The organism is Cupriavidus sp. L7L (assembly GCF_004353535.1).
Classification (GTDB): Bacteria; Pseudomonadota; Gammaproteobacteria; order Burkholderiales; family Burkholderiaceae; genus Cupriavidus; species Cupriavidus oxalaticus_A.
This window is the reverse complement of record NZ_SMNY01000024.1, coordinates 42,021-67,704: the sequence shown is the minus strand read 5'-3', so window position 1 is coordinate 67,704 and position 25,684 is coordinate 42,021. Positions and strand designations below refer to the sequence as shown.

The window sequence follows — 25,684 nt, the reverse complement described above, 5'->3', positions numbered from 1 at the left end:
CGGACGCTGCGGGGCGGGCCGGCTGCATTGGTGACGAAGTCTAGGAACAAGGGGCGCGGGTCACAACGTGGATTTACTTGAAGCTACCCCAAGAAAAACTCACACACCGGACGCCTAGTTTTTCTTGAAGCGGCGCTGAGATTTTCTCGTTTTGCGGCGCGCGGCGCGGGCCCTAGACTGGCGCAGACCAGCCGGATTCCGGACCACCGCCCGCACCCGACGGGCCTCCTCCACACCAACGACAACCATGAGACAACCCATCCTGATCGAGCGCGACGCGCAGGTCGCCACCATCACGCTGAACAACCCGGACAAGCTCAATGCCATGGACCTGTCCATGTGGCAGGGCCTGACTCAAGCCATCCAGGGCCTGTCGGCCGACGACACGCTGCGCTGCGTGGTGCTGCGCGGCGCCGGCGACAAGGCCTTCGCCGCCGGCGCCGACATCGCCGAGTTCGACACCATGCGCGCCAACGCCGCGCAGGCGCAGCAGTACGGCGTGATCACCAACGCCACCATGCGCGCCATCGCCGAATGCCGGCACCCGACCATCGCGCTGATCCAGGGCGCCTGCGTCGGCGGCGGGCTGGAAATCGCGTCGATGTGCGACCTGCGCATCTGCGGCAGGTCGAGCCGCTTCGGCGTGCCGGTCAACCGGCTCGGGCTGGTGATGTCGTATGGCGAACTCGGCGGGCTGGTGGCGCTGGCGGGACCGGCGACCGCGCTGGAAATCGTCCTGGAGGGCCGCGTATTCGATGCCGACGAGGCCCTGCACAAGCGCCTGGTCAACCGCGTGGTGGCAGACGAGGCCGTGCCGGACGAAGCCTACGCGGCGGCACGGCGCATTGCCGCCGGCGCGCCGCTGGTGGCGCGCTGGCACAAGCAGTTCGTGCGCAGGCTGCTCGACCCCACGCCGCTGCGTCCGGAAGAGCATGCCGAGTCCTATGCCTGCTTCGATACCGAGGATTTCCGCATCGGCCACCGCGCCTTCATCGACAAGACCCGGCCGCAGTTCGTGGGCCGTTGAAAACACCTTCATTCCAAGCACCGCGGCGCCGCCATTTCCATGCGGCCGCTCCAACCTCAGGTGGTATCCATGAATTTGCCGTTATCGAAAATCAAGGTCCTGGACGTCAGCCAGATCATGGCGGGTCCGTTCTGCTGCATGCTGCTGGGCGACATGGGCGCCGACGTCATCAAGGTCGAAGCGCCGGGCGCCGGCGACCAGACCCGCAAGTCGATGGGCTTCCGGCTCAAGGGCGACGACAGCGGCGGCTTCCTGGCGCTGAACCGCAACAAGCGCAGTGTCGAGATCGACCTGAAGAACCCGGCCGGCCTCGAGGCCTTCTATGAACTGGTGCGCGGCGCCGACGTGCTGGTGGAGAACAACCGTCCGGGCGTGGCCGCTCGCCTGAAGATCGACTATGCGGTGCTGCGCGAGATCAACCCGCGCCTGGTCTATGCCAGCATCTCCGGCTTTGGCCAGACCGGGCCGTGGTCGCGGCGCCCGGGGCTGGACCTGATCGCGCAGGCCATGTCCGGCGTGATGAGCGTGATGGGCCACCCGGACGCGCCGCCGGTCAAGGCCAGCGTGCCGATCGCCGACCTGGGAGCCGGGCTGTTCACCGCCTATGGCGTCCTCAGCGCGCTGATGGGGCGCGAGCATACCGGGCAGGGGCAATACGTGGATGCATCGCTGTTCGAGACGGCGCTGGGGCTGTCGGTGTGGGAGTCGGCCGAGTTCTGGGGCACCGGCGACGTGCCGGTGCCGATCGGCAGCGCCAACCGCATGAGCGCGCCGTACCAGGCGGTGCGGGCCGCCGACCGGCATTTTGTCATCGGCGCGGCCAATCCCAAGCTGTGGGCCGCGCTGTGCGAGGTGATCGAGCGGCCCGACCTGCTTGCCGACCCGCGCTTTACCGACAACGCCGCCCGCATCCGCAACCGCGCCGCGCTGATCCCTGAAATTGAGGCAGAATTCGCGCGCAAGCCGGCGGCGCAGTGGGTCGATGCGCTGCTCGCGGCCGGTGTGCCGGCGGCGCCGATCTTCACCTACGACGAAGCGCTGGCCAGCGAACAGGCGGTGGCGCGGGACATGGTGCTGGAGATCGACCACCCGGTCGAAGGGCGGGTCAAGGCGCTGGGCTTTCCGGTCAAGCTGAGCGGCACGCCGCAGCAGGTGCGCTATCCGGCGCCGCTGCTGGGCCAGCATACCGATGAAGTGCTGGGGGAGTTCGGCCTGGACGCCGCCACCGTCACGCGGCTGCGGGCGCAGGGGGCGTTCGGCGCACCGGCCCGCGCACAGGAACTGGAACGCGGCGCCGCCTGAGCGCAGCCGCGGCCATCATCCATACCGATCATCTATACCGATAAAAGACAGGAGACAACCATGACGATTTCACGTTCGCTGATGCGGCGCTGGGCGATGCCCGTGGCCGTGGTGCTGGGGCTGCCGGCCCTGTTGGGCGGCGCGGCCACGGCGAGTGCGGAAACCTACCCCAGCCGGCGCATCGAGCTGATCGTGCCGTGGCAGGCAGGCGGCGGGGCGGACGTGGTAGCGCGCGCGCTGTCCGCCGCGGCCGCGAAACACCTGCCGCAGCCGATCGTGGTCATCAACAAGCCGGGTGCTACCGGCTCGGTAGGACTGGGCGAAGTGGTCCACGCGAAGCCGGACGGCTACAAGCTGGTGCTGTCGTCCAGCGAGCTGACCTTCCTGAACTACCTCGGGCTGGCCAAGTTCACTTACCAGGACCTGGTCCCCATCGCCCGCCTGAACGCGGACCCGGCCGCCGTGGCGGTCCGGGCCGAGGCGCCGTGGAGCACGATCGAGCAGTTTGTCGCCGATGCGCGCAAGCCGGACGCCAATATCCGCGTGGGTAATGCCGGGCAGGGCTCCGCATGGCATATGGCAGCCGCCGCGCTGGCAGACAAGACCGGCGCGAAGTTCAACCATATCCCCTATGCCGGCGGTGCTCCCGCCACGCTCGCGCTGCTGGGCGGGCATATCGACGCGGTCACGGTCAGCACGGCGGAGGTCTTCACGCATGTCGCCGCGGGCAAGCTCAAGGTGCTGGCGGTGATGGCCGACAAGCGGGTCAGCGGCTTCGAGAACGTGCCAACGCTGAAGGAGCGCAATATCGACCTGTCGATGGGGATCTGGCGCGGCATCTCGGCACCGAAGGGCACGCCGCCGGAGGTGATCGCGGTACTGAAGACGGCGATCGCGAAATCCGTGCAGGAGCCGGTGATGCGCCAGACGCTGGAGAAGCTGCACTTCAGCACCGATACCTATGCCGATGACGCGACGCTGCAGGCCGCCATGGTGAAGGAGTCGGCGCAGTTCAAGCAACTCGCCAGCCGCATCAGCGTCAAGGAGTAGGCCCATGCGCGATACACCCGCGGCGGGCGCGGCGTCCGTCGAGCCCTTTATCGACGCGCACCAGCATTTCTGGAACCTGGCGATCAACCCGTACCCGTGGCTGCAGGGCGAAACGGTGCCGAACTTCCGCTATGGCGACTATTCGGCGCTGCGCAGGAGCTACCTTCCCGAGGATCTCGCCCGCGATACGGCTGGCTGCGCGCCGGTGAAGACGGTGCATGTCGAAGCCGAATGGGCGCGCGCCAATCCCGTCGACGAGACCGCCTGGCTGACGCAGCTCGCCGCGCAGACGGGACGGCCAACGGTGATCGTCGGCCATGCCCAGCTTGACCGCGGCGATGTCGAGGAAGTGCTGGCAGGCCATGCCGCCTGCGCGATGATGCGCGGCATCCGCAACAAGCCGGTGACCGCGGCGCGGCGCGAGGATGCGCGGCGCGGCGTGCCGGGCTCGATGGACGATGAGCGCTGGCGGCGTGGCTATGCGTTGCTGGCCCGGCATGGCATGTCCTTCGACCTGCAGGCGCCGTGGTGGAACCTGGATCAGGCGGCTGCGCTGGCACGGGATTTCCCGGGCACGCAGCTGATCCTGAACCATACCGGGCTGCCGGCCGACCGCACTGAAGCCGGCCTGGCCGGCTGGCGTGCCGCGATGGCCGAGCTGGCCGGGCAGCCCAATGTCGCCGTGAAGATCTCGGGCCTGGGTTTGCCGGGAAAACCCTGGACGCAGGCCGACAATGTGCCGGTGATCCGCGACGCCATCGCCATCTTCGGCGCGCAACGCTGCATGTTCGCCAGCAACTATCCGGTGGACAGCCTGGTGGCGAGCTACGACACCATCGTGGCAGGCTTCCGCGCCGCCATCGCCATCTATCCGCCCGAACAGCAGCGCGCGCTGTGGCACGACAACGCCGCGCGCTGCTATCGCCTGTAGCCATGCAGTGCAAGGATCCGCCACCCGCACGGCTCGCGCCTTGGCGGGGCGGGCGGATTCGTCCCTACACTTGAAAGGACCACTTATGAAGAACGGATTGGAACCGGGCGCGACCTGCGCGCGCACGCTGACGGTCGACCGCCAGCGCACCATCGATTTCCTCGGCGAAAGCCTGCGCATCTACGCCACGCCCGAGCTGGTACGCGATATCGAACAGACTTGCCTCGATTTCCTGCAAGGCTTTCTCGAGGATGGTGAAAGCTCGGTGGGCGCGGAAGTGTCGGTGCAACACACCGGGGCCACGCCGCTGGGCGGCGAGGTGCGCATCCACGCCGAGATCACGGCCATCGATGGCCGCAGTGTTACCTTCAGCGTGACCGCCGACGATGCGGTGGAGCGGGTTTGCAGCGGCACGCATCGCCGCTTCGTGGTCGATGTCGAGCGCCTGCGCGCACGCGTGCAGAAGAAGGCGGCATCGATGCCCGCCGCGGCCTGACCTCGCGCGGCCAGGCGCGTGCAGCTTGCGGGACGCGCCCCGCAAGCTGTGCTCAGACGGGGGCCGGCTGCTGCTGGTCCGCCGACACTTCCGCGCGGATCCAGTCGGTGAAGCTGCGGATGCGGCGATCCTCCAGCCGCTCCTTCGGGAACACCACGAAGTAAGAGAACTCGACCGGCAGCCGGATCGATTCGAACAGGCGCACCAGGCGGCCTTCAGCCAGGTCCTGCTCGATCCAGTTCTTCTTCACCAGCGCCACGCCCAGGCCATTGAGTGCGGCGTTGATGACCAGGTGGCTCGGCCAGAACGATGGCCCGCGGCTGGCGTCGACATCGGTCACGCCGGCATGCTCCAGCCACATCGCCCAGTCAGGGTTGCTCACGTCCGTATACGTGCTGTCGTCGTGCAGCAGCGTATGGTGCTTCAGGTCGGACGGTGTCTCGAGCGGCTGCGAACCTTGCAGCAGCGCCGGACTGCACACGGGAATGACTTCGACCGCCATGCACAGCTCGCAGTGCAGGCCGGGGTAATCGCCGCGGCCATAGCGGATCGCCATGTCGAAATCGTCGCGCTCGAAGTCGATGCGATGGTTCGAGGTGGACACCTTCAGGTCGATGTCCGGGTGCGCCTTCATGAAGCGGTCCATGCGCGGGATCAGCCATTTGACCGCGAACGTGGGCGGCATGTTGACCTTCAGCGCCGGGCGGTCCTTGCTGTGCAGGCGGTGCGTGGCATCGGCGAGTTGCTTGAAGGCCAGCTGCACGCTGGGCAGGTAGGCGTTGCCGGCCGGTGTCAGCACCAGCGCCTTGGCCTCGCGGATAAACAGCTGCACGCCCAGGCTTTCTTCCAGTGCCTTGATCTGGTGGCTGACCGCCGACGGTGTGACGAACAATTCCTCCGCGGCCCGCGTGAAGCTCAGATGCCGGGCAGCCACTTCGAACGCCCTGAGCGGGTTGAGTGGGGGAATCTGTCTCGACATAGCGGGGGTACGCAATCCTGTAGATGCCTTGCCGGCATGCGGGGTGCTGAGGCACCGGCAAGCCGCTGCACGATAGCATTCGTGCCCGGGCATGGGAATAGGGGCCTGTCCCCGTGTAGGTGTATTCACAGCCGCTGCGTTTTCATCCGGCCGCGTAGCGGGTAAATGCCCGGATCTGGCCGCACCGTGATGTGCGCGATATGAGCCATGCTGCGCATCGGCGGCGCCACTGCCGCACAACTATGTGCGACGTAATTGAGCCGCTCGCAGCATTCCCCTACGCTGGCTGGCATAGCCTCGATCACTGACCACCTGAAGGAGCGCCCCATGCCGCAAGCCATCGCCACTCTCGCACCGTCGCGCCGCGATGCCATCGTCGACCCCCGCATGCACGCGATGATCGACAACATCCTGCTTGGCTCTCCGGTCGCGCGGGCGCTGGGCGTGCGGCTGGCTAGCCTGGCGCCTGAACACGTCGAGCTGGAGATGCCGTTCTTGCCGACCAACGTGACCCATGGCAGCACCGTGCACGGCGGGGTGATCGCCACGCTGATCGATATTGCCGGCGCGGCGGCGGCAGCGTCCGGCGCCAGTGCCGACGAAGTGAAGGGTGGGGCGACCAGTTCGCTGTCGATCCAGTACCTTGCGCCGGCGCAGGGGGCGGCATTGCGCGCCGTGGCAACCGTGGTGCGGCGCGGCCGGCGGCAGGTGGCGACAGAGGTGTCGGTCTACGCCGAGGCCGCTGACGAAGGCGTGCTGGTGGCTAAAGCGTTGATGAGCAGCGCCATGTTCTGAGTCGCCGGGCCAGCGCAAGAGCGCTGGCGTCTCGTTCAAAAACGCAATTAACCGCCAGAACTACTACTCCACACCAAGGCGCGCCAGTGCGCTGGCGCGATCCGCTTCCATCAAAAGCGGGCGGCTTGTGGAGGAATCGCTGCAGAGCAAGGCCCTGTCCCGCAAGCAGGAAAGGGCTCGCCGGAGAGGGCGGGGCGCGTAGGGTATCGACCCGGCCACGCCCACGCCGCCATCAATACTTCCAGAAAATCTGCTGCAGCGCCTTCGCGTCGTTAGTCTTGGTCAGCGCCAGCGCCATCAGGATGCGCGCCTTCTGCGGCAGCTGGTCGTCGGTGACGATCCAGTCGTACTTGTCGTCCGGCTGCTCCGCATTGCGGATCACCACGCCGCTGCCGGTGCGGGAGGCACGCACGATCTGCACGCCCTTGGCGCGCGCCGCCTTGAGCGGCTCGACCATGTAGTCGCCGACGCTGCCGTTGCCGGTGGCGGCGTAGACGATGGCCTTGGCGCCGTTCTTCACCGCGGCGTCGATGCTGGCCGGGTTGACGTTGCCGTAGGCGTAGACCACGGCCACTTCAGGCAGCTTGTCGATCTTGTCGATATCCCACTCGGTCTGCAGCGTGTGCGGGCGCGCCGGCAGGCGGTAGAACAGCGAGCGGCCTTCCACCACGTAGCCCAGCGGGCCGAACTGCGAGCGGAACGTCTCGGCCTTGAAGGTATTGCTCTTGGTGACGTCGCGGCCCGTGTGGATCTCGTCGTTCAGCACCACCAGCGTGCCCTTGCCCTTCGATGCCGGATTGGAGGCCACCAGCACCGCGTCATACAGGTTGAGCGCGCCGTCCGCGCCCAACGCCGTACCCGGGCGCATCGAGCCGACCACCACCACCGGCTTGTCGCTCTTCAGCGTCAGGTTGAGGAAGTACGCGGTTTCCTCGATGGTATCGGTGCCGTGCGTGATGACGATGCCGTCGACGTCAGGCTGCTTGAGCAGCTCCGACACGCGCTTGCCCAGCTTCAGCAGGCGTTCGTTGTTGAAGCTTTCCGAGCCGATCTGGAAGATCTGCTCGCCCTTGACGTTGGCGACCTTGGAGACTTCCGGGACCGAGGCGATGATCTTGTCGACCGGCACCACGGCGGACTGGTAGGCCGCGGTATTGATGGCCGAGGCGCCGGCGCCGGCAATGGTGCCGCCGGTACCGATGATGACGATATTGGCCTTGCGGGCTTCGGCCTGGGCCGTGGCCGGCGCGGCGACCGTTGCCGGCTGTGCATGGGCAGTAGCGGTGATCAGGCTGGCGGAAAGCAGGGCAGCGGCCAGCGTAGTGGCGCGGGCAAAGTTCTTCATGGTTCTCCTCGGATGTTATACGGACGTGTAGGCACGTACAGGCACGATCGGAACGGCACGGCAGACCTTGTGGGTGGTGCGGTGCGGTCCGTCTTCCTTCGGCGGCTTGCCGCCGCGGACGCGAGAGCGCCGGGCGGGCAGCGGCTGAGACTATACGTTAGGAGAATCTTCAGGGGTTATGCCGATTCGGCATGAGAATCGCCGCCCGATAACCTAAATTGCATACATATCGAGGTAGTCGTTTACGGCGATTGCCTCAAGGCGAGCCTGGTCCAGCGATACCGCCAGGATCGCCTGCTGCTGCTTCGGCGGGAAACGCCGCGCCAGGTTGGTGCGGAATTTCTCCACCAGCAGCGGGATGCCTTCGGCGCGCCGGCGCTTGTGCCCGAGGGGATATTCGACCAGCACTTCGTCCAGCACGGTGCCGTCGTTCAGCGTGACGGTCAGTGCATTGGCGATCGAGCGCTTGTCCGGGTCGTGGTAGTCGTGCGTCAGCGCGGGGTCTTCCCGGCAGGCGATCCTGCCGCGCAGCGCGTCGATGCGCGGATCGGCCGCGACGTCATCCTCATAGTCCGCGGCGGTCAGGCGGCCGAACAGCAATGGCACCGCCACCATGTACTGGATGCAATGGTCGCGGTCGGCGGGATTGCTGAGCGGGCCCTTCTTGTCGATGATGCGCAGGCAGGCCTCGTGGGTGCGGATGGTGATGGCTGCGATATCCGCCGCCGAGCGCCCTGCGCGCGCGAGCGCCCCATGCAGCTGCATGGCGGCTTCCACCGCCGTCTGTGCATGAAACTCGGCGGGGAACGAGATCTTGAACAGCACGTTCTCCATCACGTACGAGCCGTAGGGCCGCTGGAACCTGAACGGCTGGCCCCTGAACAGCACGTCATAGAAGCCCCAGGTGTTTGCCGTCAGCGCCGACGGGTAGCCCATTTCCCCGGTGCGCGCGATCAGCGCCAGACGCACCGCGCGGCTGGTGGCATCGCCCGCGGCCCAGCTCTTGCGGCTGCCGGTATTGGGCGCATGGCGATAGGTGCGCAGGCTCTGGCCATCGACCCAGGCCAGCGAGACCGCATTGATGATCTCGTCGCGCGTCAGCCCCAGCATCTGCGCGACCACGGCAGTGGAGGCCACCTTGACCAGCACCACGTGGTCCAGCCCCACTTGGTTGAACGAGTTCTCCAGCGCGATGCAGCCCTGGATCTCATGCGCCTTGATCATGGCCGTGAGCACGGCCTTCATCGTCAGGGGCTTGCGGCCGGCGGCGAGGTTATTGCGCGAGATCCAGTCGGCGGTGGCCAGGATGCCGCCGAGGTTGTCGGACGGATGGCCCCATTCGGCCGCCAGCCAGGTGTCGTTGAAATCCAGCCAGCGGATCATCGTGCCGAGGTTGAACGCGGCCTGGACCGGGTCGAGCTGGAACTGGGTGCCGGGCACGCGCGCGCCGCTGGGCACGATCGTGCCCGGGACGATGGGGCCGAGCAGCTTGGTGCAGGCCGGGTAGGACAGGGCTTCGAGCCCGCAACCGAGCGTGTCGATCAGGCAGTTGCGGGCGGTATCGTAGGCGAGGCCGCTCTTGATCTCGTAGCGGGTGACATAGTCGGCGATGTCGACCAGCACCTGGTCCGGATCGGGGCGTTGCGCGGATGGCGTGCCGGTGGACATGAACGGCCTCGCGGGAGGGGCTCAGCTCAGAACGCGTCGCCCGGCACGCGCACCCAGCCTTCCATCAGCACGCGCGCGCTGCGGCTCATGATGGCCTTCTTTACGACCCATTCGCCATCGGCCTGCTGCGCCTCGGCGCCCACGCGCAGCGTGCCGGACGGGTGCCCGAAACGCACCGCGTTGCGTTCGCCACCGCCGGCAGCCAGGTTGACCAGCGTGCCGGGGATGGCCGCAGCGGTGCCGATGGCAACGGCTGCCGTGCCCATCATTGCGTGGTGCAGCTTGCCCATGGAGAGCGCGCGCACCAGCAGGTCCACGTCGGCCGCTGCCACCCTCTTGCCGCTGGAGGCGGTGTAGTCCACCGGCCTGGCCACGAAGGCCACCTTGGGCGTGTGCTGGCGCTTGGCGGCCTCGTCCACGTCCTTGATCAGGCCCATGCGCAGAGCGCCGTAGGCACGGATGGTCTCGAACATCGCCAGCGCCCTGGTGTCGCTGTTGATGGCGTCCTGCAGTTCGGTGCCCGTATAGCCGATGCTCTCCGCATTGACGAAGATGGTCGGGATGCCGGCGTTGATCATGGTCGCCTTGAGCGTGCCGACGCCCGGCACCTCCAGGTCGTCGACCACGTTGCCGGTCGGGAACATCGCGCCGCCGGCGCCTTCTTCCTCGGCGGCGGGGTCCATGAACTCGAGCTGCACTTCGGCGGCGGGGAAGGTCACGCCGTCGAGCTCGAAGTCACCGGTTTCCTGCACTTCACCGTTGGTGATGGGCACGTGGCCGATGATGGTCTTGCCGATATTGGCTTGCCAGATGCGCACGACGGCGATGCCATTCTGCGGGATGCGGCTGGGGTCGACCAGGCCGGCGCTGATGGCGAACGGGCCGACCGCTGCGGACAGGTTGCCGCAGTTGCCGCTCCAGTCGACGAAGGACTGGTCGATCGAGACCTGGCCGAACAGGTAGTCGACATCGTGGTCCGGGCGCGTGCTCTTCGACACGATCACGGTCTTGCTGGTGCTGGAGGTGGCACCGCCCATGCCGTCGATCTGCTTGCCGTACGGATCGGGGCTGCCGATCACGCGCATCAGCAGCGCGTCGCGGGCAGGGCCGGGGACCTGCGCGGTCTCGGGCAGGTCTTGCAGGCGGAAGAACACGCCCTTGCTGGTGCCGCCACGGATGTAGGTGGCGGGGATCTTGATCTGGGGTACGTGGGCCATGGAGTCTTTAGTCCTGGTTAGGCCGGGGGCCTTTGTACAGCTTACGAATCGAATGCGGGGAAGCAAAGCGTAGCGCTTGTTTTCTCCCCTCTCCCGCTTGCGGGAGAGGGGAGAAAACCGGCAGCAGTGGTTTACGCCGCCGCCTTGCTCGACTCCAAAAAGTCCTGCGCAAACCGCTGCAGCACACCGCCAGCCTCATAGATCGACACTTCCTCGTCGCTGTCGAGACGGCACGTCACCGGCACTTCGATGCGCTCGCCATTCTTGCGATGCACCACCAGCGTCAGCGTGGCGCGCGGCTGGCGTTCGCCGATCACGTCATAGGTCTCGGTGCCGTCCAGCCCCAGCGTCAGGCGGTTCACGCCCGGCTTGAACTCCAGCGGCAGCACGCCCATGCCGATCAGGTTGGTGCGGTGGATGCGCTCGAAGCCCTCGGCCACGATCGCTTCCACGCCGGCCAGGCGCACGCCCTTGGCGGCCCAGTCGCGCGACGAGCCCTGGCCATAGTCCGCGCCGGCGATGATGATCAGCGGCTGCTTGCGGTCCATGTAGGTCTCGATGGCTTCCCACATGCGCACGACCTTGCCTTCCGGCTCGATGCGCGCCAGCGAACCCTTCTTGACCTGGCCATCGACCACGGCCATTTCATTGATCAGCGTCGGGTTGGCGAAGGTGGCGCGCTGCGCGGTCAGGTGGTCGCCGCGGTGCGTCGCGTACGAGTTGAAGTCCTCTTCCGGCAGGCCCATCCTGGCCAGGTACTCGCCAGCCGCGCTGTTCAGCAGGATCGCGTTCGACGGCGACAGGTGGTCGGTGGTGATGTTGTCGCCCAGCACCGCCAGCGGACGCAGGCCCTGCAGCGTGCGCTCGCCGGCCAGCGCGCCTTCCCAGTACGGCGGGCGGCGGATATAGGTGCTTTGCGGGCGCCAGTCATACAGCGGCGCGGCGCTCTCGCCGGTTTCCGCGGTCAGCGCGAACATCGGCTCGTAGACCTTGCGGAACTGCTCGGGCTTGACGCTCTGCCTGACGATCGCGTCGATCTCTTCGTCGGTCGGCCAGATGTCCTTCAGGTAGACCGGCTTGCCGTCCTGGTCCGTGCCCAGCACATCCTTTTCGATATCGAAGCGGATGGTGCCGGCGATGGCGTAGGCGACCACCAGCGGCGGCGAGGCCAGGAAGGCCTGCTTGGCGTACGGGTGGATGCGGCCGTCGAAGTTGCGGTTGCCGGACAGCACCGCGGTGGCATACAGGTCGCGGTCGATGATTTCCTGCTGGATCTTCGGGTCGAGCGCGCCGGACATGCCGTTACAGGTGGTGCAGGCGAAGGCGACGATGCCGAAGCCGAGCTTTTCCAGGTCAGGCAGCAGGTTGGCTTCTTCCAGGTACAGCTCGACCGCCTTGGAGCCAGGCGCCAGCGACGACTTGACCCAGGGCTTGCGCGTCAGGCCGCGCGCGTTGGCGTTACGTGCCAGCAGCGCGGCGGCGATCACGTTGCGCGGGTTGCTGGTGTTGGTGCAGCTGGTGATGGCGGCGATGATCACCGCGCCATCGGGCATCAGCCCTTCGGCTTCCTGCGCGCGGGCCTTGTCCAGGTCCACGGCGATGCCGCGCTCGGCCAGCGCCGAGGTCGGCAGGCGCTTGTGCGGGTTGGACGGGCCGGCCATGTTGCGCACCACGCTCGACAGGTCGAACTTCAGCACGCGCTCGTATTCGGCGTTCTGCAGCGAATCCGCCCACAGGCCCGCGGCCCTGGCGTACGTTTCGACCAGCTTGAGCTGCTCGTCGGTGCGGCCGGTCAGGCGCAGGTATTCGATGGTCTGCTCGTCGATGAAGAACATCGCCGCGGTGGCGCCGTATTCCGGCGCCATGTTGGAGATGGTGGCGCGGTCGCCGAGCGTCAGGCTGGAGGCGCCTTCGCCGCGGAATTCCAGGTAGGCGCCGACCACCTTTTCCTTGCGCAGGAATTCGGTCAGGGCCAGCACGATGTCGGTGGCGGTGATGCCGGGCTGGCGCTTGCCGGTCAGCTCGACGCCGACGATATCCGGCAGGCGCATCCACGAGGCGCGGCCGAGCATCACGTTCTCGGCTTCCAGGCCGCCCACGCCAATGGCGATCACGCCCAGCGCATCGACGTGCGGGGTGTGGCTGTCGGTGCCGACGCAGGTATCGGGGTAGGCCACGCCATTGTCAGCGTGGATCACCGGCGACATCTTCTCCAGGTTGATCTGGTGCATGATGCCGTTGCCCGGCGGGATCACATCGACGTTCTTGAACGCCTTCTTGGTCCAGTCGATGAAATGGAAGCGGTCTTCGTTGCGGCGGTCTTCGATGGCGCGGTTCTTCTCGAACGCCTGCGGGTCGAAGCCACCGCATTCCACCGCCAGCGAGTGGTCGACGATCAGCTGCACCGGAACCACCGGGTTGACCTTGGCGGGGTCGCCGCCCTGGTCGGCAATGGCGTCGCGCAGGCCGGCCAGGTCCACCAGCGCGGTCTGGCCCAGGATGTCGTGGCACACCACGCGCGCCGGGAACCACGGGAAGTCGAGGTCGCGCTTGCGCTCGATCAGTTGCTTGAGCGAATCCGTCAGCGCGGCGGGATCGCAGCGGCGCACCAGGTTTTCTGCCAGCACGCGCGACGTGTACGGCAGCTTGTCGTAGGCACCCGGCTGGATGGCCTCGACCGCGGCGCGCGCGTCGAAGTAATCCAGCTTGGTGCCCGGTAGCGGTTTGCGGTTTGCAGAATTCATGGTGTAGGGAAATCTATATAAGTATGAAAAAGGGGTAGTGGTCCCGTGTCAGCGACCAACTACCCCCTTTGCCCGCAGGCCCGGATCAATGCAACCCGACGCAGGGCAAACCGGCAGCCGGTCTTACTTGCGGTCCTTGATCGGCACGAACTTCAGGTTCTCCGGACCGGTGTAGTTGGCGCTCGGGCGGATGATCTTGTTGTCGATGCGTTGCTCGATGATATGCGCGGCCCAGCCGGACGTACGCGCAATCACGAACAGCGGCGTGAACATTGCCGTCGGCACGCCCATCATGTGGTAGCTCACCGCGCTGAACCAGTCCAGGTTCGGGAACATCTTCTTGATGTCCCACATCACGGTTTCCAGGCGCTCGGCGATGTCGAACATCTTCATCGAGCCGGCATCCTTCGACAGCTTCTTCGCCACTTCCTTGATCACCTGGTTGCGCGGGTCGCTGATGGTGTACACCGGGTGGCCAAAGCCGATCACGACTTCCTTGTTCTCGACGCGGCGGGTGATGTCGGCCTGGGCCTCGTCGGCGTTGTCGTAGCGCTTCTGGATTTCAAACGCGACTTCGTTGGCGCCGCCGTGCTTCGGGCCGCGCAGCGCACCGATCGCGCCGGCGATCGACGAATACATGTCCGAGCCCGTGCCGGCGATCACGCGGGCGGTGAAGGTCGACGCGTTGAATTCGTGCTCGGCGTACAGGTTGAGCGACGTGTTCATGGCGCTTACCCACAGCGCCGACGGCTTCTGGCCATGCAGCAGGTGCAGGAAGTGGCCGCCGATGGAGTCATCGTCGGTTTCCACTTCGATGCGCTTGCCGTTGTGGCTGTAGTGGTACCAGTACAGCAGCATCGAACCCAGGCTGGCCATCAGGCGGTCGGCGATATCGCGCGCGCCCGGGGTGTTGTGGTCTTCCTTCTCCGGCAGCACGGTGCCCAGCACCGACACGCCGGTGCGCATCACGTCCATCGGGTGGGCGCTGGCGGGGACCCATTCCAGCGCGGCCTTGACGTTGGCGGGCAGGCCGCGCAGCGACTTCAGCTTGGCCTTGTAGGCGGCCAGTTCGGATTTGGTCGGCAGCTTGCCGTGCACCAGCAGGTGGGCGATTTCTTCGAATTCGCAGGTCTCGGCGATATCGAGGATGTCATAGCCGCGGTAGTGCAGGTCGTTGCCGGTACGGCCGACCGTGCACAGCGCGGTATTGCCGGCGGCAACGCCGGACAGCGCGACGGATTTCTTGGGCTTGGGAGTGACGAGCGGTTGCGCTTCGGACATCTGGGTCTCCTTGGTGTGATGCCTGGTGTTGCCTGTCTATGTCAGGCGAGCGGCCGGGAGGGGAGATGTCCCGGCCCGGCCGCGCCTGCCTCTATGGTGTCTTACTTGCCCTTGCCTTGTGCGAACAGGGCGTCGAGCTTCTGCTCGAAGTCATGGTAGCCGATGCTCTCGTAGAGCTCCGAGCGGGTCTGCATGGTGTCGACCACGTTCTTCTGCGTGCCGTCGCGGCGGATGGCCGCGTACACGTTTTCCGCGGCCTTGTTCATGGCGCGGAAGGCGGACAGCGGGTACAGCACCATCGACACGCCGGCACCGCCCAGTTCGTCGGTGGTGAACAGCGGCGTGGCGCCGAACTCGGTGATGTTGGCCAGCACCGGCACCTTCACCGCGTCAACGAACTTGCGATACATGGCCAGGTCGGTCATGGCTTCCGGGAAGATGGCGTCGGCGCCGGCTTCCACGCACGCCACGGCGCGCTCGATGGCGCTGTCCAGGCCTTCCACGGCCAGCGCGTCGGTGCGGGCCATGATGACGAAGTTCTCGTCGGTACGGGCGTCGACGGCGGCCTTGATGCGGTCGACCATTTCACCCTGGGTGACGATTTCCTTGTTGGGACGGTGGCCGCAGCGCTTGGCGCCGACCTGGTCCTCGATATGCATGGCCGCGGCGCCGAACTTGATCAGCGACTTGGTGGTGCGGGCCACGTTGAAGGCCGAAGCGCCGAAACCGGTGTCGACGTCCACCAGCAGCGGCGTGTCGCACACGTCAGTGATGCGGCGGACGTCGGTCAGGACGTCGTCCAGGCTGGAGATGCCCAGGTCGGGCAGGCCCAGCGAGCCGGCGGCGACACCGCCGCCGGACAGGTAGATGGCCCGGTAGCCGGCACGCTTGGCCAGCAGGGCGTGGTTGGCGTTGATGGTGCCGACCACCTGAAGCGGATGCTCTTCGGCAAGCGCCTGGCGGAAACGGGCGCCTGCGGAGCGCGCGAGGTCGGAAGCGGAGTAGGTCATGGCGTTTGCGTTTGAGGTGAACAAGACGGAGCCATAAGCGCAAGGGGTGTGCCAGCCTTTGCGGGCACGTCGCTGGAATCGCCGTAAAGCCTTGTCAGGACTGGCCTCGCGGGCAGCAGCGTGAAATCTTGCCGATGCCGGATGTCCTCATTTCAGCACATTTGAATTTCACATTCGCAAATCGCGAATTCAAAGTTGAAATCGGGGCTGGCATGACGGACAATGTGCCAGCACTGTACGCCTGTTCCGACGGGGTTTCACCCGCTCCCAACGCCGCATCGCACCATGAGTCCTCCCGCCTCCACGCCCGCCCGCCCGCGCATCTGGGCCATCGGCATCAGCCGCCTGGCACGTGCCTTTGCCGACCTGATCCCGTCCTATGCCGCGCGCGCGGAATTCCGCATCGTCGGCAAGGGCTTCGAGGCCGCCGCCAGCGCGGTATCGCGTGAAGTGCGCGAAGGCCGGCTCGATGTGGTGGTCGCCGGCGGCTCCAACGGCGCCTACCTGCGGCAGCATGTGGACGTGCCGGTGGTGCTGGTCAAGGTGACGGGCTTCGACGTCATGAGCGCACTCGCCACCGCGCGCCGCATCTCGCCCCGGGTCGCGCTGGTCACGCATGCCTCCACCTATGCCGAGGTCGATGAATTCGTGCGCGCGTTCTCGCTGGCGATCCCGGCCTATACCTACCTGACCGAGGACGATGCCGTGGCGCGGGTCAAGGCGCTCAAGCAGGAGGGCATCCAGGTGGTGGTCGGCCCAGGGCTGGTCACCGACCTGGCCGACCGCTACGGCCTGACCGGCGTGTTCCTGTATTCAGGCAACTCGGTGCGCATGGCGCTGGAAGACGCGATCGAGGCCGCACGGCTGCGCCGCATTGAATCGACCCGGCGCGACTATGTCAACACTATCCTGGCGCACCTGAACGAGGGCGTGGCCGCCGTCGATGCGGAAGGGCGGATCCAGTCGTTCAATCCGGCCATGGAGCGATTCCTCGGTACCTCGGCCGCGGCCGCTGTGGGCCGCAAGCTGCAGACGCTGGCGCCCAACCTGTCGCTTGAAGGCGTGATGCAGAGCGGCGACAAGGAGCTGGAAGCGATCCACAAGCTCGGCGACAAGATGGTGGTGGTCAACCGCATCCCGATCGCCAGCGAAGCCGGCACCCTCGGCGCGGTGCTCACCATCCAGGACGCCAGCGCGATCCAGCGCGTCGACCGCAACCTGCGCTCGCGCAGCCGCGCCCGGCCCGCGGGCGTGCGCTACAGCCTCGACGACCTCGCCGGCACCTCCGCGGTGATGACCGAACTGCGCACGCTGGCGCGGCGCTACGCCGTGGTCGATTCCACCGTGCTGATCGGCGGCGAGAGCGGCACCGGCAAGGAAGTGCTGGCGCAGGGCATGCACGACGCCAGCCCGCGCCGCGCGTTCCCGTTCGTGGCGGTCAACTGCGCCGCGTTTCCGGAAGCGCTGCTGGAGAGCGAGCTGTTCGGCTACGAAGAGGGCGCCTTCACCGGCGCGCGCCGCGGGGGCAAGGCCGGCCTGTTCGAGTCGGCGCACAACGGGACACTGTTCCTCGACGAAGTGGGCGACATGCCGCCGACGCTGCAGACGCGCCTGCTGCGCGTGCTGCAGGAAAAACAGGTGCTGCCGATCGGCGGCCTCGACGCCGTGCCCGTCAACGTGCGCGTGATCGCGGCCACCCACCGCGACCTGCCCGCGATGGTGCGCGACGGCGGCTTCCGCCAGGACCTGTACTACCGCCTCAATATCCTGCGCATCGAGATGCCGCCGTTGCGCGAGCGCGCCGAAGACCTGGCCGAGCTCGCCGAGCTGCTGTACCGCCGCGCGCAGGAGCGCCTGGGCACCGAGCGTGCGCAGCGCTTGCCGGTCGTGGCGCGCTCGCGCCTGGCGCGCTACGCATGGCCGGGCAATATCCGCGAGCTGGAAAATGTCACGGAGCGCATCGCGGTGCTGGTGGCCGGCCGCAAGCTGGAAGCCGATGCACTGCTCCGAGAACTGCAGGCCGCCGTGCCGGAACTTTTTGGCGGCGAGGGCGTGGCGATGGCCGTGGCGGAAGCCCCAACGGAACCGGCCGCGCGCGCTGCAACGGCCGGCAGGCCCGGCCATTCGCTGGCGCGCGTCAAGCAGTCGAGCGAAGTCGAGCATATCCGCCGCGTGCTCGCCGAATGCGGCGGCGACCGGACCGCCGCGTGCCACATCCTGGGCATCAGCCCGACCACGCTGTGGCGGCGGCTGAAGGCGGCGTAGCCGCCGGCCGTGCCTATACCCCCGGGCCGACGCGCCGGAACGGAATCGGCTGCAGGTTCTTGCCGGCCAGCCACGCCTCGTTGAAGAGCCGGCCCATGTACAGGTCGCCGCGGTCGCAGAGCAGGGTCACGATGGTGTGGCCCGGTCCCATCTCGCGGGCCAGCGCCACGGCGGCGCCGACATTGATTCCTGAAGAGCCACCCAGGAACAGCCCTTCCTCGCGCAGCATCCGGTAGACCATGTCGACGCAGGTCTGGTCGTCGACCTGCACCGCATCGTCGATCGGCGTGTCCTGCAGGTTGGCGGTGACGCGGCTGGTGCCGATGCCTTCGGTGATCGAACTGCCCTCGGCCTTGAGTTCGCGGTGCTTGACGAAGTTATAGAGGGCGCTGCCGTGCGGGTCGGCCAGCACGATGCGCACGGCCGGCTTGTGCTCCTTCAGGCAACGCGCGATGCCCGCCAGCGACCCGCCCGTGCCGGTGGAGCAGGTGAAGGCATCGATGCGGCCAGCCGTGGCGTGCCAGATCTCGGGGCCGGTGGTTTCGTAGTGGGCCTGCCGGTTGGCGAGGTTGTCGAATTGGTTGGCCCAGATCGAATTATCGGTTTCCTCGGCCAGCCGGCAAGCGATCTTCTGGTAGTTGCCGGGATCGGCATAAGGCTTGGCGGGAACCGGCCGCACCTCGGCGCCGAGCATGCGCAGCCGTTCCATCTTCTCCGGCGACTGCGTGTCGGGGATCACCACGATGCAGCGATAGCCGCGCGCCGCGCACAGGTGGGCCAGGCCGATGCCGGTATTGCCCGCCGTGCCTTCGATCACGGTGCCGCCGGGCTTCAGCACACCGCGGCGCTCGGCGTCGCGGATGATGTAGAGCGCGGCGCGGTCCTTGACCGAGCCGCCCGGGTTCAGGAATTCGGCCTTGCCGTAGATATCGCAGCCGGTCTCGGCGCTCAGCCCCGCCAACCGGATCAGCGGGGTGTGTCCGATGGTGCCGGCAAATCCGTCCCTGACTTCCATGATGCACTCCTGCCAGGCCGCGGCGGCCCGAGATGAGGGTCAATCTGATTGATAGACCGGGGCGGCGGGAATGACAAGCGGGGGGAAGAAGGCCGTGGGGCCGCGGAAGTGGCGCCGGTAACGCCTGGCGCGGTGGCTGGCCGTTTCAGGCTGTGTCAGGCCGTGTCAGGCCGCATTCAGCCAGCGGAAACTGAAGTCGCCCTCGACGAATTCCCGCCGCGACGCGTGGAAATCGCGCATATACGGCCGGTTCAGGTGCGATTCCAGCGCGTTCTTCGAGTCCCAGACCATATAGATCACGAAGACCTGAGCGTCCTCGGCATCCTGCCCGACATGGTAGTCCAGGCAGCCGGGCTCCTTCAGCCCGCGCGTTTGCAGCGTGGTGAGCTGGGATACCAGCGCCTCGCGGCGATGGGACTTGGCACGGGCGATGCCGACTAGCGTGTACGTTCCGGACATGGTTGAACGGGGGCGACTGGCTGGCGTCTGGTGAGCTCTGGGCGCGCCATTGTAGCGCCGGCGCCGGGGCCGCCTGGAATGCCTGACGGCGCCGTCCGGGCATTTGGCGCCCCCTTGACAACGCCGGCGCGGTTCCGGCGGGCAAAAAACAGGCCTCAAGTCTGGCGCCGGCCTGCCGATAGCCATTCCGACAAGAAAAAAACCAGCGTCCGGGGGACATCTCATGCTGAGACGAATCGGGTCGGAACAATTGCAGGTCGGGATGTTTGTCGCCAGGCTGGGTGGGCCGTGGATCAGCCACCCGTTCTGGCGCGCGAAGTTTCTGGTCAGCCACGAAGACCAGATCCGGCAGATCCAGTCCGCGGGCGTCCGCGAAGTCTGGATCGATATCCTCAAGGGGCGCAACCTGCCCGCACCAGCCGTGCCCGAGGCGCCGCCAGTGCCGGTTGCCGAGGCCGAGCCACCGGCGTGGGAGCCTGCGGCCGAGCAGCCGGTCGCTTCGCTCGAAGCCGAGCTCGGCCGGGCGCGCGACCTGCTCCAGTCCGGCAAGGCGGTGATCGGCTCCATGTTCGCCGACATCCGCATGGGCCGCGCGCTGGAGGTCGGACGCGCGCTGCCGCTGGTCGACGCCGCGTCGCGCTCGCTGTCGCGCCACGGGCAGGCGCTGCTGGCGCTGGCGCGGCTCAAGGCGCGCGACGACTACAGTTACCTGCACGCCTTTGCCGTCTGCGCGCTGATGATCGCGGTCGGGCGGACGCTGAGCCTGCCGGAGGACGAGGTGCGCGAACTCGGCCTCGCCGGCCTGGTGCACGACATCGGCAAGCTGACGTTGCCCGAATCCGTGCAGCACAAGGCCGTCGCACGCACGCCCGAGGAAGAGGAAAGCTACCGCCGCCATCCGTCGGCGGGCTACCGCATCCTCAACGAGGCGCGGCTGGTCTCCAATATCCCGCTCGATGTCTGTGTCCACCACCACGAACGCGTGGACGGCCGCGGCTACCCGTTCGGGCTGGCCGGCCACGAACTGAGCATCCACGCCAGGATTGCCGCGATCTGCGACGCCTACGATGCGCTGACCTCGGACCGTCCGGGCCACCAGCAATGGTCGCCGGCGCGCGCCATGGAATATATGGCCGTGCGCGTCGACACGCTGTTCGACCGCCGGGTGTTCAAGGCCTTCACGCGCACCGTCGGCATCTACCCGCTGGGCACCGTGCTGCGGCTGCGCTCCAACCGGCTGGCGGTGGTTTGCGGCCAGAACGAAGCCGACCCCTTGCGGCCGCTGGTGATGGCGTTCTATTCGGTGTCGCAGTCACGCCCGGTGCCGACGGAACTGATCGACCTGCGGCACAGCGAGGAGACGGTGGTGGCGTTCGAGAATGCCGCCGAATGGGGTTACACGGACGAGCAACTGATGGCGATGTATACGAATACGAAAGCTTCATAGCGCCGGCGCTGGCTTCAGCCAGGGCGACGCACTGAGCCTGGCGTGGAGAAAGTCGTTGAACGCCCGGACCCGCGCGCTATGGCGCAGGTCGGGATGGGTCAGGATCCACAGCGGCGTGCCGAGCGCGGGGTCGGGCCGGGCCAGACGGACCAGGCCTGCGTCGTGCTCGGCCAGCAGGCACAGCAGCATGCCGATACCCATGCCATGCCTGACGGCATCGACCATGGCCACCAGGCTGTCTACGCTCACCAGCCGGCGCGCCGGCGGCACGTGCTCGGCCACCCAGCGAGCCTGCGCGAGATGCGCGAGCGCGTCGTCCGGGACCACCCAGTCGTGGCCGGCCCAGTCAGGCGCTGCGGTTCCACGGGCCGGGGCGTTGCCGGTTTGCGCCAGGTAGTCGCGCGATGCGTACGGCGCAGTTTCCAGCATCCCGACCTGGCGCCCGACCAGGTATTCCGGCGGCGCGCTGGCCGGCCGTACCGCCACATCCGCCTCGCGCCGGCTCAGGCTCAGGAAGCTGTTGTTGACCACGATCTGCAACTGGATCCGCGGATGCAGCGCGCGAAATTCCGCGAACAGCGGCATCAGCAGCCCGGCCAGCAGCGTGTCCGTAGTGGTGACCCGCAGCGGCCCGCTCAGCTGGCTGTCCAGGCCGGACAACTGGCGTTGCGCGGCATCGATCTGTTCGCCGACGCCGGCAAGCCGCTGGGCCAGCGCTTCGCCCGCTGTGGTGAGGGCGTAGCCCGTCGGATGGCGCTCGAAGAGCAGGGTGCCCAGCACCTCTTCCAGCCGGGCGAGCCGGCGCAGCACGGTGGAGTGGTTGACGTGCAGCGTCCGCGCGGCGCCGGCCAGCGAGCCTGACTGGCTGACGGCAAGGAAGTACTTCAGGTCGTCCCAGTCCGCTTCCTGCATGTTTGCATAGCCCCTTTGCGAAAATAGCCAGTTCTCGTGCCGATTCGCACAGCCTACATTGGCCTGGCGGGCCCGGCAATGGTCGCCGGGCGGCAATCAGGGAACGGGAAAAGGCAATGGCGTGGATGCTGCTGGTGCTGGCGGGGCTGATCGAGATCGTGATGGCGCTCGCCTTGAAGTACACGGACGGATGGACGCGGCCGGGGCCGACGGTGCTGGGGATCGGGGCCGCCCTGGCCAGCATCTTCCTGCTCAGTGCGGCCTTGCGGCACCTGCCGGTGGGAACGGCGTACGCGGTATGGACCGGGATCGGGGCGATCGGGGTCACCGTGATCGGGATCCTGTTCCTTGGGGAGAGCGCGGCGCCGATGCGCCTGGCGCTGATCGCGCTGATTTTTGTCGGAATCGGGGGGCTGAAGCTGCTGCCTGCCTGAGCGAGGGCAGGGCCGCGGGACACAGGGGGGCCTGGTGGGGCCTGGTGGGTCCTGGGATCGCAGTTTTACGAAGGGGCGTGCACGTTTTGTACACTATCCGGCCGAACCACTGGCTTGACTTCGCCCCTTATGAGTTTCGATGCCCTGCTGGAGCTGTTCCAGCAACGTATTCCGGCCCATCCCTGGGCGCAGATCACGCTGTACCTGGTGGTGCTGGTGCTGATCGCGCTGGTCGCGCAATGGCTGTTCGGCCATGTGATGTCGCGCATCGCCCATCGCGTGCTGACGGTCTGGGGCAAGGGGCCCTGGAGCAAGGCGCTGACGCGCCATCGCGCGTACCGGCGCTTCGGCTATGCGGTGGGTTTTGCGGTGATCACCGTCGGCATCGGCGAGGTGCCGCACATGGGCCGCTATGCGCTGCTGGTGGAGCGCCTGGCCCATTCCAGCCTGTGGGTCTGCTTCTTCCTGATGCTGGGCGGCGTGCTGGGCGCGTGGCAGGACGTTTACGCCGGCAGCCGCCGCGCGCAGACGCGCTCGATCAAGGGTTATATCCAGGTGGGGCGGCTCGGGCTGGGGCTGGTGTGCGCGGTGCTGGTGCTGTCGATCCTGATCAACCGTTCGCCGCTGTGGATGCTGTCCGGCCTGGGGGCGTTGTCGGCGGTGCTGCTGCTGGTGTTCAAGGACACGCTGCTGTCGCTGGTGGCCAGCACGCAGCTGACCTCGAACGACATGCTGCGCATCGGCGACTGGATCGAAATGCCGCAATGCAATGCCGATGGCTACGTCAAGGACATCGCGCTGCATACGGTCAAGGTGCAGAACTGGGACAACACCGTGACCACGGTGCCGACCTACAAGCTGTTTTCGGAGAGTTACCGCAACTACCGCCAGATGTTCGAGTCCGGCGCGCGCCGTATCAAGCGGACGTTGCGCATCGACGCGAGCAGCGTGCGCTTCCTGGAAGACGACGAAGTGCATGCGCTGATGCGGTACCAGTTGCTGCACGACTACCTGGCCGAGAAGCAGGCCAAGGTCGACGAGGCCAACCGGCTGCTGATTGCCGCCGGCAATGACCCGGTGAACCGGCGGCGGCTGACCAATGTCGGCACCTTCCGCGCGTATGGCATCGCCTACCTGAAGGCGCATCCCGAAATCCACCACGACCTGCTGCTCAACGTGCGCATGATGGAGCCCGATTCGCAGGGCATCCCGGTGGAAATCTATTGCTTTACCGCGCTGACGGCGTGGATGGACTACGAGCGCATCCAGGGCGATGTGTTCGACCACCTGCTGGCGATCCTGCCGGAACTGGGCCTGCGGCTGTACCAGGCCCCGTCCGGTGCCGACCTGAGCGGCGTGCGCATGGCGCCGGTGCTGGCCGCGGCGCACGCTGCCGCGCAGGTGGCGGCACCGCACCCGCCCGCCCATGCCGCCGCGGGCAGTCACGTGCTGTAACGCCTTCCGCTCCTTCAGGTATCAGCCCACCGCGCGCGGACGCACGCGGCTTGCGGCTTCCTTGGCGCGGGTGCGGGCGGTGTCGACATCGTCCGCATAGGCCAGCGCCACGCCCATGCGGCGCTTGGTAAAGCTCTCGGGCTTGCCGAACAGGCGCACCTCGGTCTGCGGCACGCTCAGCGCCTGGTCCACGCCGTCGAACACCACGCCCTGCGCGTCCACGCCGCCGTAGATCACCGCGCTGGCGCCGGGGCTGCGCAGCGAGGTATCGACCGGCAGGCCAAGGATGGCACGCGCATGCAGCTCGAATTCGTTCTGGTGCTGCGTGGCCATGGTCACCATGCCGGTATCGTGCGGGCGCGGGCTGACCTCGCTGAACCAGACCTGCTCGCCCTTGACGAACAGTTCCACGCCGAACAGGCCCATGCCGCCCAGGTCGGCGGTGACGGCCTGCGCGATCTGCTGGGCCTTCTGCAGCGCGGCGGGGTGCATCGGCTGCGGCTGCCAGCTTTCCACGTAGTCGCCGCTGACCTGGACGTGCCCGATCGGCGCGCAGAACTGCGTCTCGACCTGGCCGCTGGCGCCGATGGCGCGCACCGTCAGTAGCGTGATCTCGTAGTCGAAGTCGATAAAGCCTTCCACGATGATGCGGCCGTGGCTGACGCGGCCGCCGGCCATGGCGTAGTCCCACGCGGCCTGCACGCCCTCGGGGCCGTCGATCTTGCTCTGGCCCTTGCCGGAGCTGCTCATCACCGGCTTGACCACGCACGGATAGCCGATGCCGCCATCGATGGCGGCCTGCAGTTCTTCCAGCGAATCGCAGAACTTGTACGGGCTGGTGGGCAGGCCGAGCGACTCGGCGGCGAGGCGGCGGATGCCTTCGCGGTCCATGGTCAAGCGCGCGGCGCGCGCGGTGGGGATCACGCGCACGGTGCCGGCGGCTTCCAGCGTTTCCAGCATGGGGGTGGCGATGGCTTCGATCTCGGGCACCACCAGGTGAGGCTTCTCCGCTTCGATCAGCGCCCTGAGCTGGTCGGGGTCGCTCATGGCAATGGTGCGCGCGTGGTGGGCCACCTGCTGGCCCGGCGCATTGTCATAGCGGTCGACGGCGATGGTCTCGACGCCCAGGCGCTGCAGTGCGATCAGCACTTCCTTGCCCAGCTCGCCGGAGCCGAGCAGCATCACTTTGGTTGCAGAGGGGGAAAGGGGCGTTCCGAGGGTGGTCATGGCAGCAGGGCGGCGGGGCGAAGGGAAAACCAGGATTGTACGTGGTGCCGCCCGCCGTGGCGTCGCCCTGGCCTAGTCTTCGGCGTCGCGCGAGCCGGGGTGGCGCCGTGTCGCCTCGTCCTTGCGGTCGGCCGCCTCCGCCTCTGCCGGAGTGGACGCGACCCCGTACATGCCATGGCGCGGCGTGCCTTCCGGCAGGTTGCCGAGATCAGTGGCCTGGTAAGGGTGCGGACCCGGCGGCGGCTGCGAGGTGTCGCTCGACGGATGCGCGCGGCCGGTCAGCTTCTCGTCCTGGGTCGCGCTGTGGCCGCCGTAGTGATAGTCGGTCAGCGATCCTCCATGCGCGGGGGCCGACGGTGCCGGCGCCCCGGAGATATCGGTCACGCGCACCGGAATCGACGGATAGACCTGCTGGGCGCCGGCGATGGCCATGTCGGGCGAATCGAACTCGCCGGCGAGCCGCTCCGGTGCGGCGTTGCCGGTGCGCATTTCGAGGTGCCAGCGGCCGTTTTCCGGGCCGCACACCAGGATTTCCTGTTCGGTCGAGATCATGGCAGGGCTCCTTGTGCAGGTTCCAGGGGGCCGGCACGCCATACCGGCCGCGTGGGCCGGCCGTGTGGTCGGT

The 25,684-nt window shown here is 67.3% G+C and carries 22 protein-coding genes; 10 read left to right on the top strand and 12 right to left on the bottom strand.

Features of this window, described 5'->3' with window-relative positions:
- Positions 1 to 247 precede the first annotated feature (247 nt).
- The 5 genes from E1J61_RS22385 to E1J61_RS22365 all read left to right on the top strand — a co-directional run bounded on the left by E1J61_RS22385 (position 248) and on the right by E1J61_RS22365 (position 4,806).
- A complete protein-coding gene (locus E1J61_RS22385) occupies positions 248 to 1,027 on the top strand; it encodes an enoyl-CoA hydratase-related protein (RefSeq protein ID WP_133096192.1) in 780 nt (259 codons plus the stop codon).
- 69 nt (positions 1,028 to 1,096) lie between these two features.
- Entirely contained in the window at positions 1,097 to 2,329 is a 1,233-nt protein-coding gene (locus E1J61_RS22380; protein ID WP_133096191.1) for a CaiB/BaiF CoA-transferase family protein, read from the top strand.
- A 60-nt stretch (positions 2,330 to 2,389) separates the two neighbouring features.
- A complete protein-coding gene (locus E1J61_RS22375; RefSeq protein ID WP_133096190.1) occupies positions 2,390 to 3,379 on the top strand; it encodes a tripartite tricarboxylate transporter substrate binding protein in 990 nt (329 codons plus the stop codon).
- Between the two features lie 4 nt (positions 3,380 to 3,383).
- Positions 3,384 to 4,310 (top strand): amidohydrolase, encoded by a 927-nt coding sequence (locus E1J61_RS22370; RefSeq protein ID WP_133096189.1) that lies wholly within the window; start codon positions 3,384 to 3,386, stop codon positions 4,308 to 4,310.
- Positions 4,311 to 4,395: 85 nt separating this feature from the next.
- Positions 4,396 to 4,806, top strand: coding sequence for a thioesterase family protein (locus E1J61_RS22365; protein WP_133096188.1), 411 nt, complete (start codon positions 4,396 to 4,398; stop codon positions 4,804 to 4,806).
- Positions 4,807 to 4,858: 52 nt separating this feature from the next.
- Here E1J61_RS22365 and E1J61_RS22360 read toward each other — a convergent pair whose 3' ends face one another.
- Positions 4,859 to 5,785 (bottom strand): transcriptional regulator GcvA, encoded by a 927-nt coding sequence (locus E1J61_RS22360; protein WP_133096187.1) that lies wholly within the window; start codon positions 5,783 to 5,785, stop codon positions 4,859 to 4,861.
- Between the two features lie 327 nt (positions 5,786 to 6,112).
- Here E1J61_RS22360 and E1J61_RS22355 point away from each other — a divergent pair, with 327 nt between their 5' ends.
- Positions 6,113 to 6,580 (top strand): PaaI family thioesterase, encoded by a 468-nt coding sequence (locus tag E1J61_RS22355; RefSeq protein ID WP_133096186.1) that lies wholly within the window; start codon positions 6,113 to 6,115, stop codon positions 6,578 to 6,580.
- Positions 6,581 to 6,812: 232 nt separating this feature from the next.
- On the opposite strand, the gene E1J61_RS22350 is transcribed toward E1J61_RS22355, so the two are convergent.
- The 6 genes from E1J61_RS22350 to prpB form a co-directional block, all read right to left on the bottom strand.
- Positions 6,813 to 7,925, bottom strand: a complete 1,113-nt coding sequence (locus tag E1J61_RS22350) for an asparaginase (protein ID WP_133096185.1) — start codon at positions 7,923 to 7,925, stop codon at positions 6,813 to 6,815.
- A 213-nt stretch (positions 7,926 to 8,138) separates the two neighbouring features.
- Positions 8,139 to 9,593 carry a bifunctional 2-methylcitrate dehydratase/aconitate hydratase gene (locus E1J61_RS22345; protein ID WP_133096184.1) on the bottom strand — a complete coding sequence of 485 codons (1,455 nt, stop codon included), beginning with the start codon at positions 9,591 to 9,593 and terminating at the stop codon, positions 8,139 to 8,141.
- A gap of 26 nt (positions 9,594 to 9,619) precedes the next feature.
- The gene (gene prpF / locus E1J61_RS22340) at positions 9,620 to 10,810 is read right to left on the bottom strand and encodes a 2-methylaconitate cis-trans isomerase PrpF (protein ID WP_133096183.1); all 1,191 of its coding nucleotides are present in this window, start codon (positions 10,808 to 10,810) and stop codon (positions 9,620 to 9,622) included.
- 131 nt (positions 10,811 to 10,941) lie between these two features.
- Positions 10,942 to 13,554 carry a Fe/S-dependent 2-methylisocitrate dehydratase AcnD gene (acnD, locus tag E1J61_RS22335; protein WP_133096182.1) on the bottom strand — a complete coding sequence of 871 codons (2,613 nt, stop codon included), beginning with the start codon at positions 13,552 to 13,554 and terminating at the stop codon, positions 10,942 to 10,944.
- A 123-nt stretch (positions 13,555 to 13,677) separates the two neighbouring features.
- Entirely contained in the window at positions 13,678 to 14,835 is a 1,158-nt protein-coding gene (prpC, locus tag E1J61_RS22330) for a 2-methylcitrate synthase (RefSeq protein WP_133096181.1), read from the bottom strand.
- A 101-nt stretch (positions 14,836 to 14,936) separates the two neighbouring features.
- On the bottom strand, positions 14,937 to 15,845 hold the full coding sequence (gene prpB / locus E1J61_RS22325) for a methylisocitrate lyase (protein ID WP_133096180.1): 909 nt from the start codon (positions 15,843 to 15,845) through the stop codon (positions 14,937 to 14,939).
- 285 nt (positions 15,846 to 16,130) lie between these two features.
- Between prpB and prpR the strand changes: the two genes are divergently transcribed.
- Complete coding sequence (gene prpR, locus E1J61_RS22320) at positions 16,131 to 18,110, top strand: propionate catabolism operon regulatory protein PrpR (protein ID WP_133096179.1); 1,980 nt, start codon at positions 16,131 to 16,133, stop codon at positions 18,108 to 18,110.
- Between the two features lie 13 nt (positions 18,111 to 18,123).
- Here prpR and E1J61_RS22315 read toward each other — a convergent pair whose 3' ends face one another.
- Positions 18,124 to 19,125 (bottom strand): cysteine synthase A, encoded by a 1,002-nt coding sequence (locus tag E1J61_RS22315; protein ID WP_133096178.1) that lies wholly within the window; start codon positions 19,123 to 19,125, stop codon positions 18,124 to 18,126.
- A 165-nt stretch (positions 19,126 to 19,290) separates the two neighbouring features.
- A complete protein-coding gene (locus E1J61_RS22310; RefSeq protein ID WP_133096177.1) occupies positions 19,291 to 19,584 on the bottom strand; it encodes a putative quinol monooxygenase in 294 nt (97 codons plus the stop codon).
- A 223-nt stretch (positions 19,585 to 19,807) separates the two neighbouring features.
- Between E1J61_RS22310 and E1J61_RS22305 the strand changes: the two genes are divergently transcribed.
- Positions 19,808 to 21,031, top strand: coding sequence for an HD-GYP domain-containing protein (locus E1J61_RS22305; RefSeq protein ID WP_133096176.1), 1,224 nt, complete (start codon positions 19,808 to 19,810; stop codon positions 21,029 to 21,031).
- Here E1J61_RS22305 and E1J61_RS22300 read toward each other — a convergent pair.
- Complete coding sequence (locus E1J61_RS22300) at positions 21,026 to 21,943, bottom strand: LysR family transcriptional regulator (protein WP_133096175.1); 918 nt, start codon at positions 21,941 to 21,943, stop codon at positions 21,026 to 21,028. The genes E1J61_RS22305 and E1J61_RS22300 overlap by 6 nt on opposite strands.
- 116 nt (positions 21,944 to 22,059) lie before the next feature.
- On the opposite strand from E1J61_RS22300, the gene E1J61_RS22295 reads away from it, so the two are divergent.
- Complete coding sequence (locus E1J61_RS22295; protein WP_029045934.1) at positions 22,060 to 22,377, top strand: multidrug efflux SMR transporter; 318 nt, start codon at positions 22,060 to 22,062, stop codon at positions 22,375 to 22,377.
- A 129-nt stretch (positions 22,378 to 22,506) separates the two neighbouring features.
- On the top strand, positions 22,507 to 23,832 hold the full coding sequence (locus E1J61_RS22290) for a mechanosensitive ion channel family protein (protein ID WP_133096174.1): 1,326 nt from the start codon (positions 22,507 to 22,509) through the stop codon (positions 23,830 to 23,832).
- Between the two features lie 21 nt (positions 23,833 to 23,853).
- Here the strand turns inward: E1J61_RS22290 and purT are convergent, their stop codons facing one another.
- A complete protein-coding gene (gene purT / locus E1J61_RS22285) occupies positions 23,854 to 25,059 on the bottom strand; it encodes a formate-dependent phosphoribosylglycinamide formyltransferase (RefSeq protein ID WP_133096173.1) in 1,206 nt (401 codons plus the stop codon).
- A 72-nt stretch (positions 25,060 to 25,131) separates the two neighbouring features.
- Positions 25,132 to 25,611, bottom strand: a complete 480-nt coding sequence (locus tag E1J61_RS22280) for a hypothetical protein (RefSeq protein WP_133096172.1) — start codon at positions 25,609 to 25,611, stop codon at positions 25,132 to 25,134.
- Between the last annotated feature and the right edge of the window lie 73 nt (positions 25,612 to 25,684).

Coding starts and splice junctions, on each gene's coding strand:
- E1J61_RS22370 (WP_133096189.1), top strand. CDS start 3,384: ATGCGCGATACACCCGCGGCGGGCGCGGCGTCCGTCGAGCCCTTTATC.
- E1J61_RS22280 (WP_133096172.1), bottom strand. CDS start 25,611: ATGATCTCGACCGAACAGGAAATCCTGGTGTGCGGCCCGGAAAACGGC.
- prpB (WP_133096180.1), bottom strand. CDS start 15,845: ATGACCTACTCCGCTTCCGACCTCGCGCGCTCCGCAGGCGCCCGTTTC.
- E1J61_RS22310 (WP_133096177.1), bottom strand. CDS start 19,584: ATGTCCGGAACGTACACGCTAGTCGGCATCGCCCGTGCCAAGTCCCAT.
- prpR (WP_133096179.1), top strand. CDS start 16,131: ATGAGTCCTCCCGCCTCCACGCCCGCCCGCCCGCGCATCTGGGCCATC.
- purT (WP_133096173.1), bottom strand. CDS start 25,059: ATGACCACCCTCGGAACGCCCCTTTCCCCCTCTGCAACCAAAGTGATG.
- E1J61_RS22355 (WP_133096186.1), top strand. CDS start 6,113: ATGCCGCAAGCCATCGCCACTCTCGCACCGTCGCGCCGCGATGCCATC.
- E1J61_RS22290 (WP_133096174.1), top strand. CDS start 22,507: ATGAGTTTCGATGCCCTGCTGGAGCTGTTCCAGCAACGTATTCCGGCC.
- E1J61_RS22305 (WP_133096176.1), top strand. CDS start 19,808: ATGCTGAGACGAATCGGGTCGGAACAATTGCAGGTCGGGATGTTTGTC.
- E1J61_RS22375 (WP_133096190.1), top strand. CDS start 2,390: ATGACGATTTCACGTTCGCTGATGCGGCGCTGGGCGATGCCCGTGGCC.
- E1J61_RS22315 (WP_133096178.1), bottom strand. CDS start 19,125: ATGGAAGTCAGGGACGGATTTGCCGGCACCATCGGACACACCCCGCTG.
- E1J61_RS22295 (WP_029045934.1), top strand. CDS start 22,060: ATGGCGTGGATGCTGCTGGTGCTGGCGGGGCTGATCGAGATCGTGATG.
- E1J61_RS22300 (WP_133096175.1), bottom strand. CDS start 21,943: ATGCAGGAAGCGGACTGGGACGACCTGAAGTACTTCCTTGCCGTCAGC.
- E1J61_RS22385 (WP_133096192.1), top strand. CDS start 248: ATGAGACAACCCATCCTGATCGAGCGCGACGCGCAGGTCGCCACCATC.
- prpF (WP_133096183.1), bottom strand. CDS start 10,810: ATGGCCCACGTACCCCAGATCAAGATCCCCGCCACCTACATCCGTGGC.
- E1J61_RS22360 (WP_133096187.1), bottom strand. CDS start 5,785: ATGTCGAGACAGATTCCCCCACTCAACCCGCTCAGGGCGTTCGAAGTG.
- E1J61_RS22380 (WP_133096191.1), top strand. CDS start 1,097: ATGAATTTGCCGTTATCGAAAATCAAGGTCCTGGACGTCAGCCAGATC.
- acnD (WP_133096182.1), bottom strand. CDS start 13,554: ATGAATTCTGCAAACCGCAAACCGCTACCGGGCACCAAGCTGGATTAC.
- prpC (WP_133096181.1), bottom strand. CDS start 14,835: ATGTCCGAAGCGCAACCGCTCGTCACTCCCAAGCCCAAGAAATCCGTC.
- E1J61_RS22350 (WP_133096185.1), bottom strand. CDS start 7,925: ATGAAGAACTTTGCCCGCGCCACTACGCTGGCCGCTGCCCTGCTTTCC.
- E1J61_RS22345 (WP_133096184.1), bottom strand. CDS start 9,593: ATGTCCACCGGCACGCCATCCGCGCAACGCCCCGATCCGGACCAGGTG.
- E1J61_RS22365 (WP_133096188.1), top strand. CDS start 4,396: ATGAAGAACGGATTGGAACCGGGCGCGACCTGCGCGCGCACGCTGACG.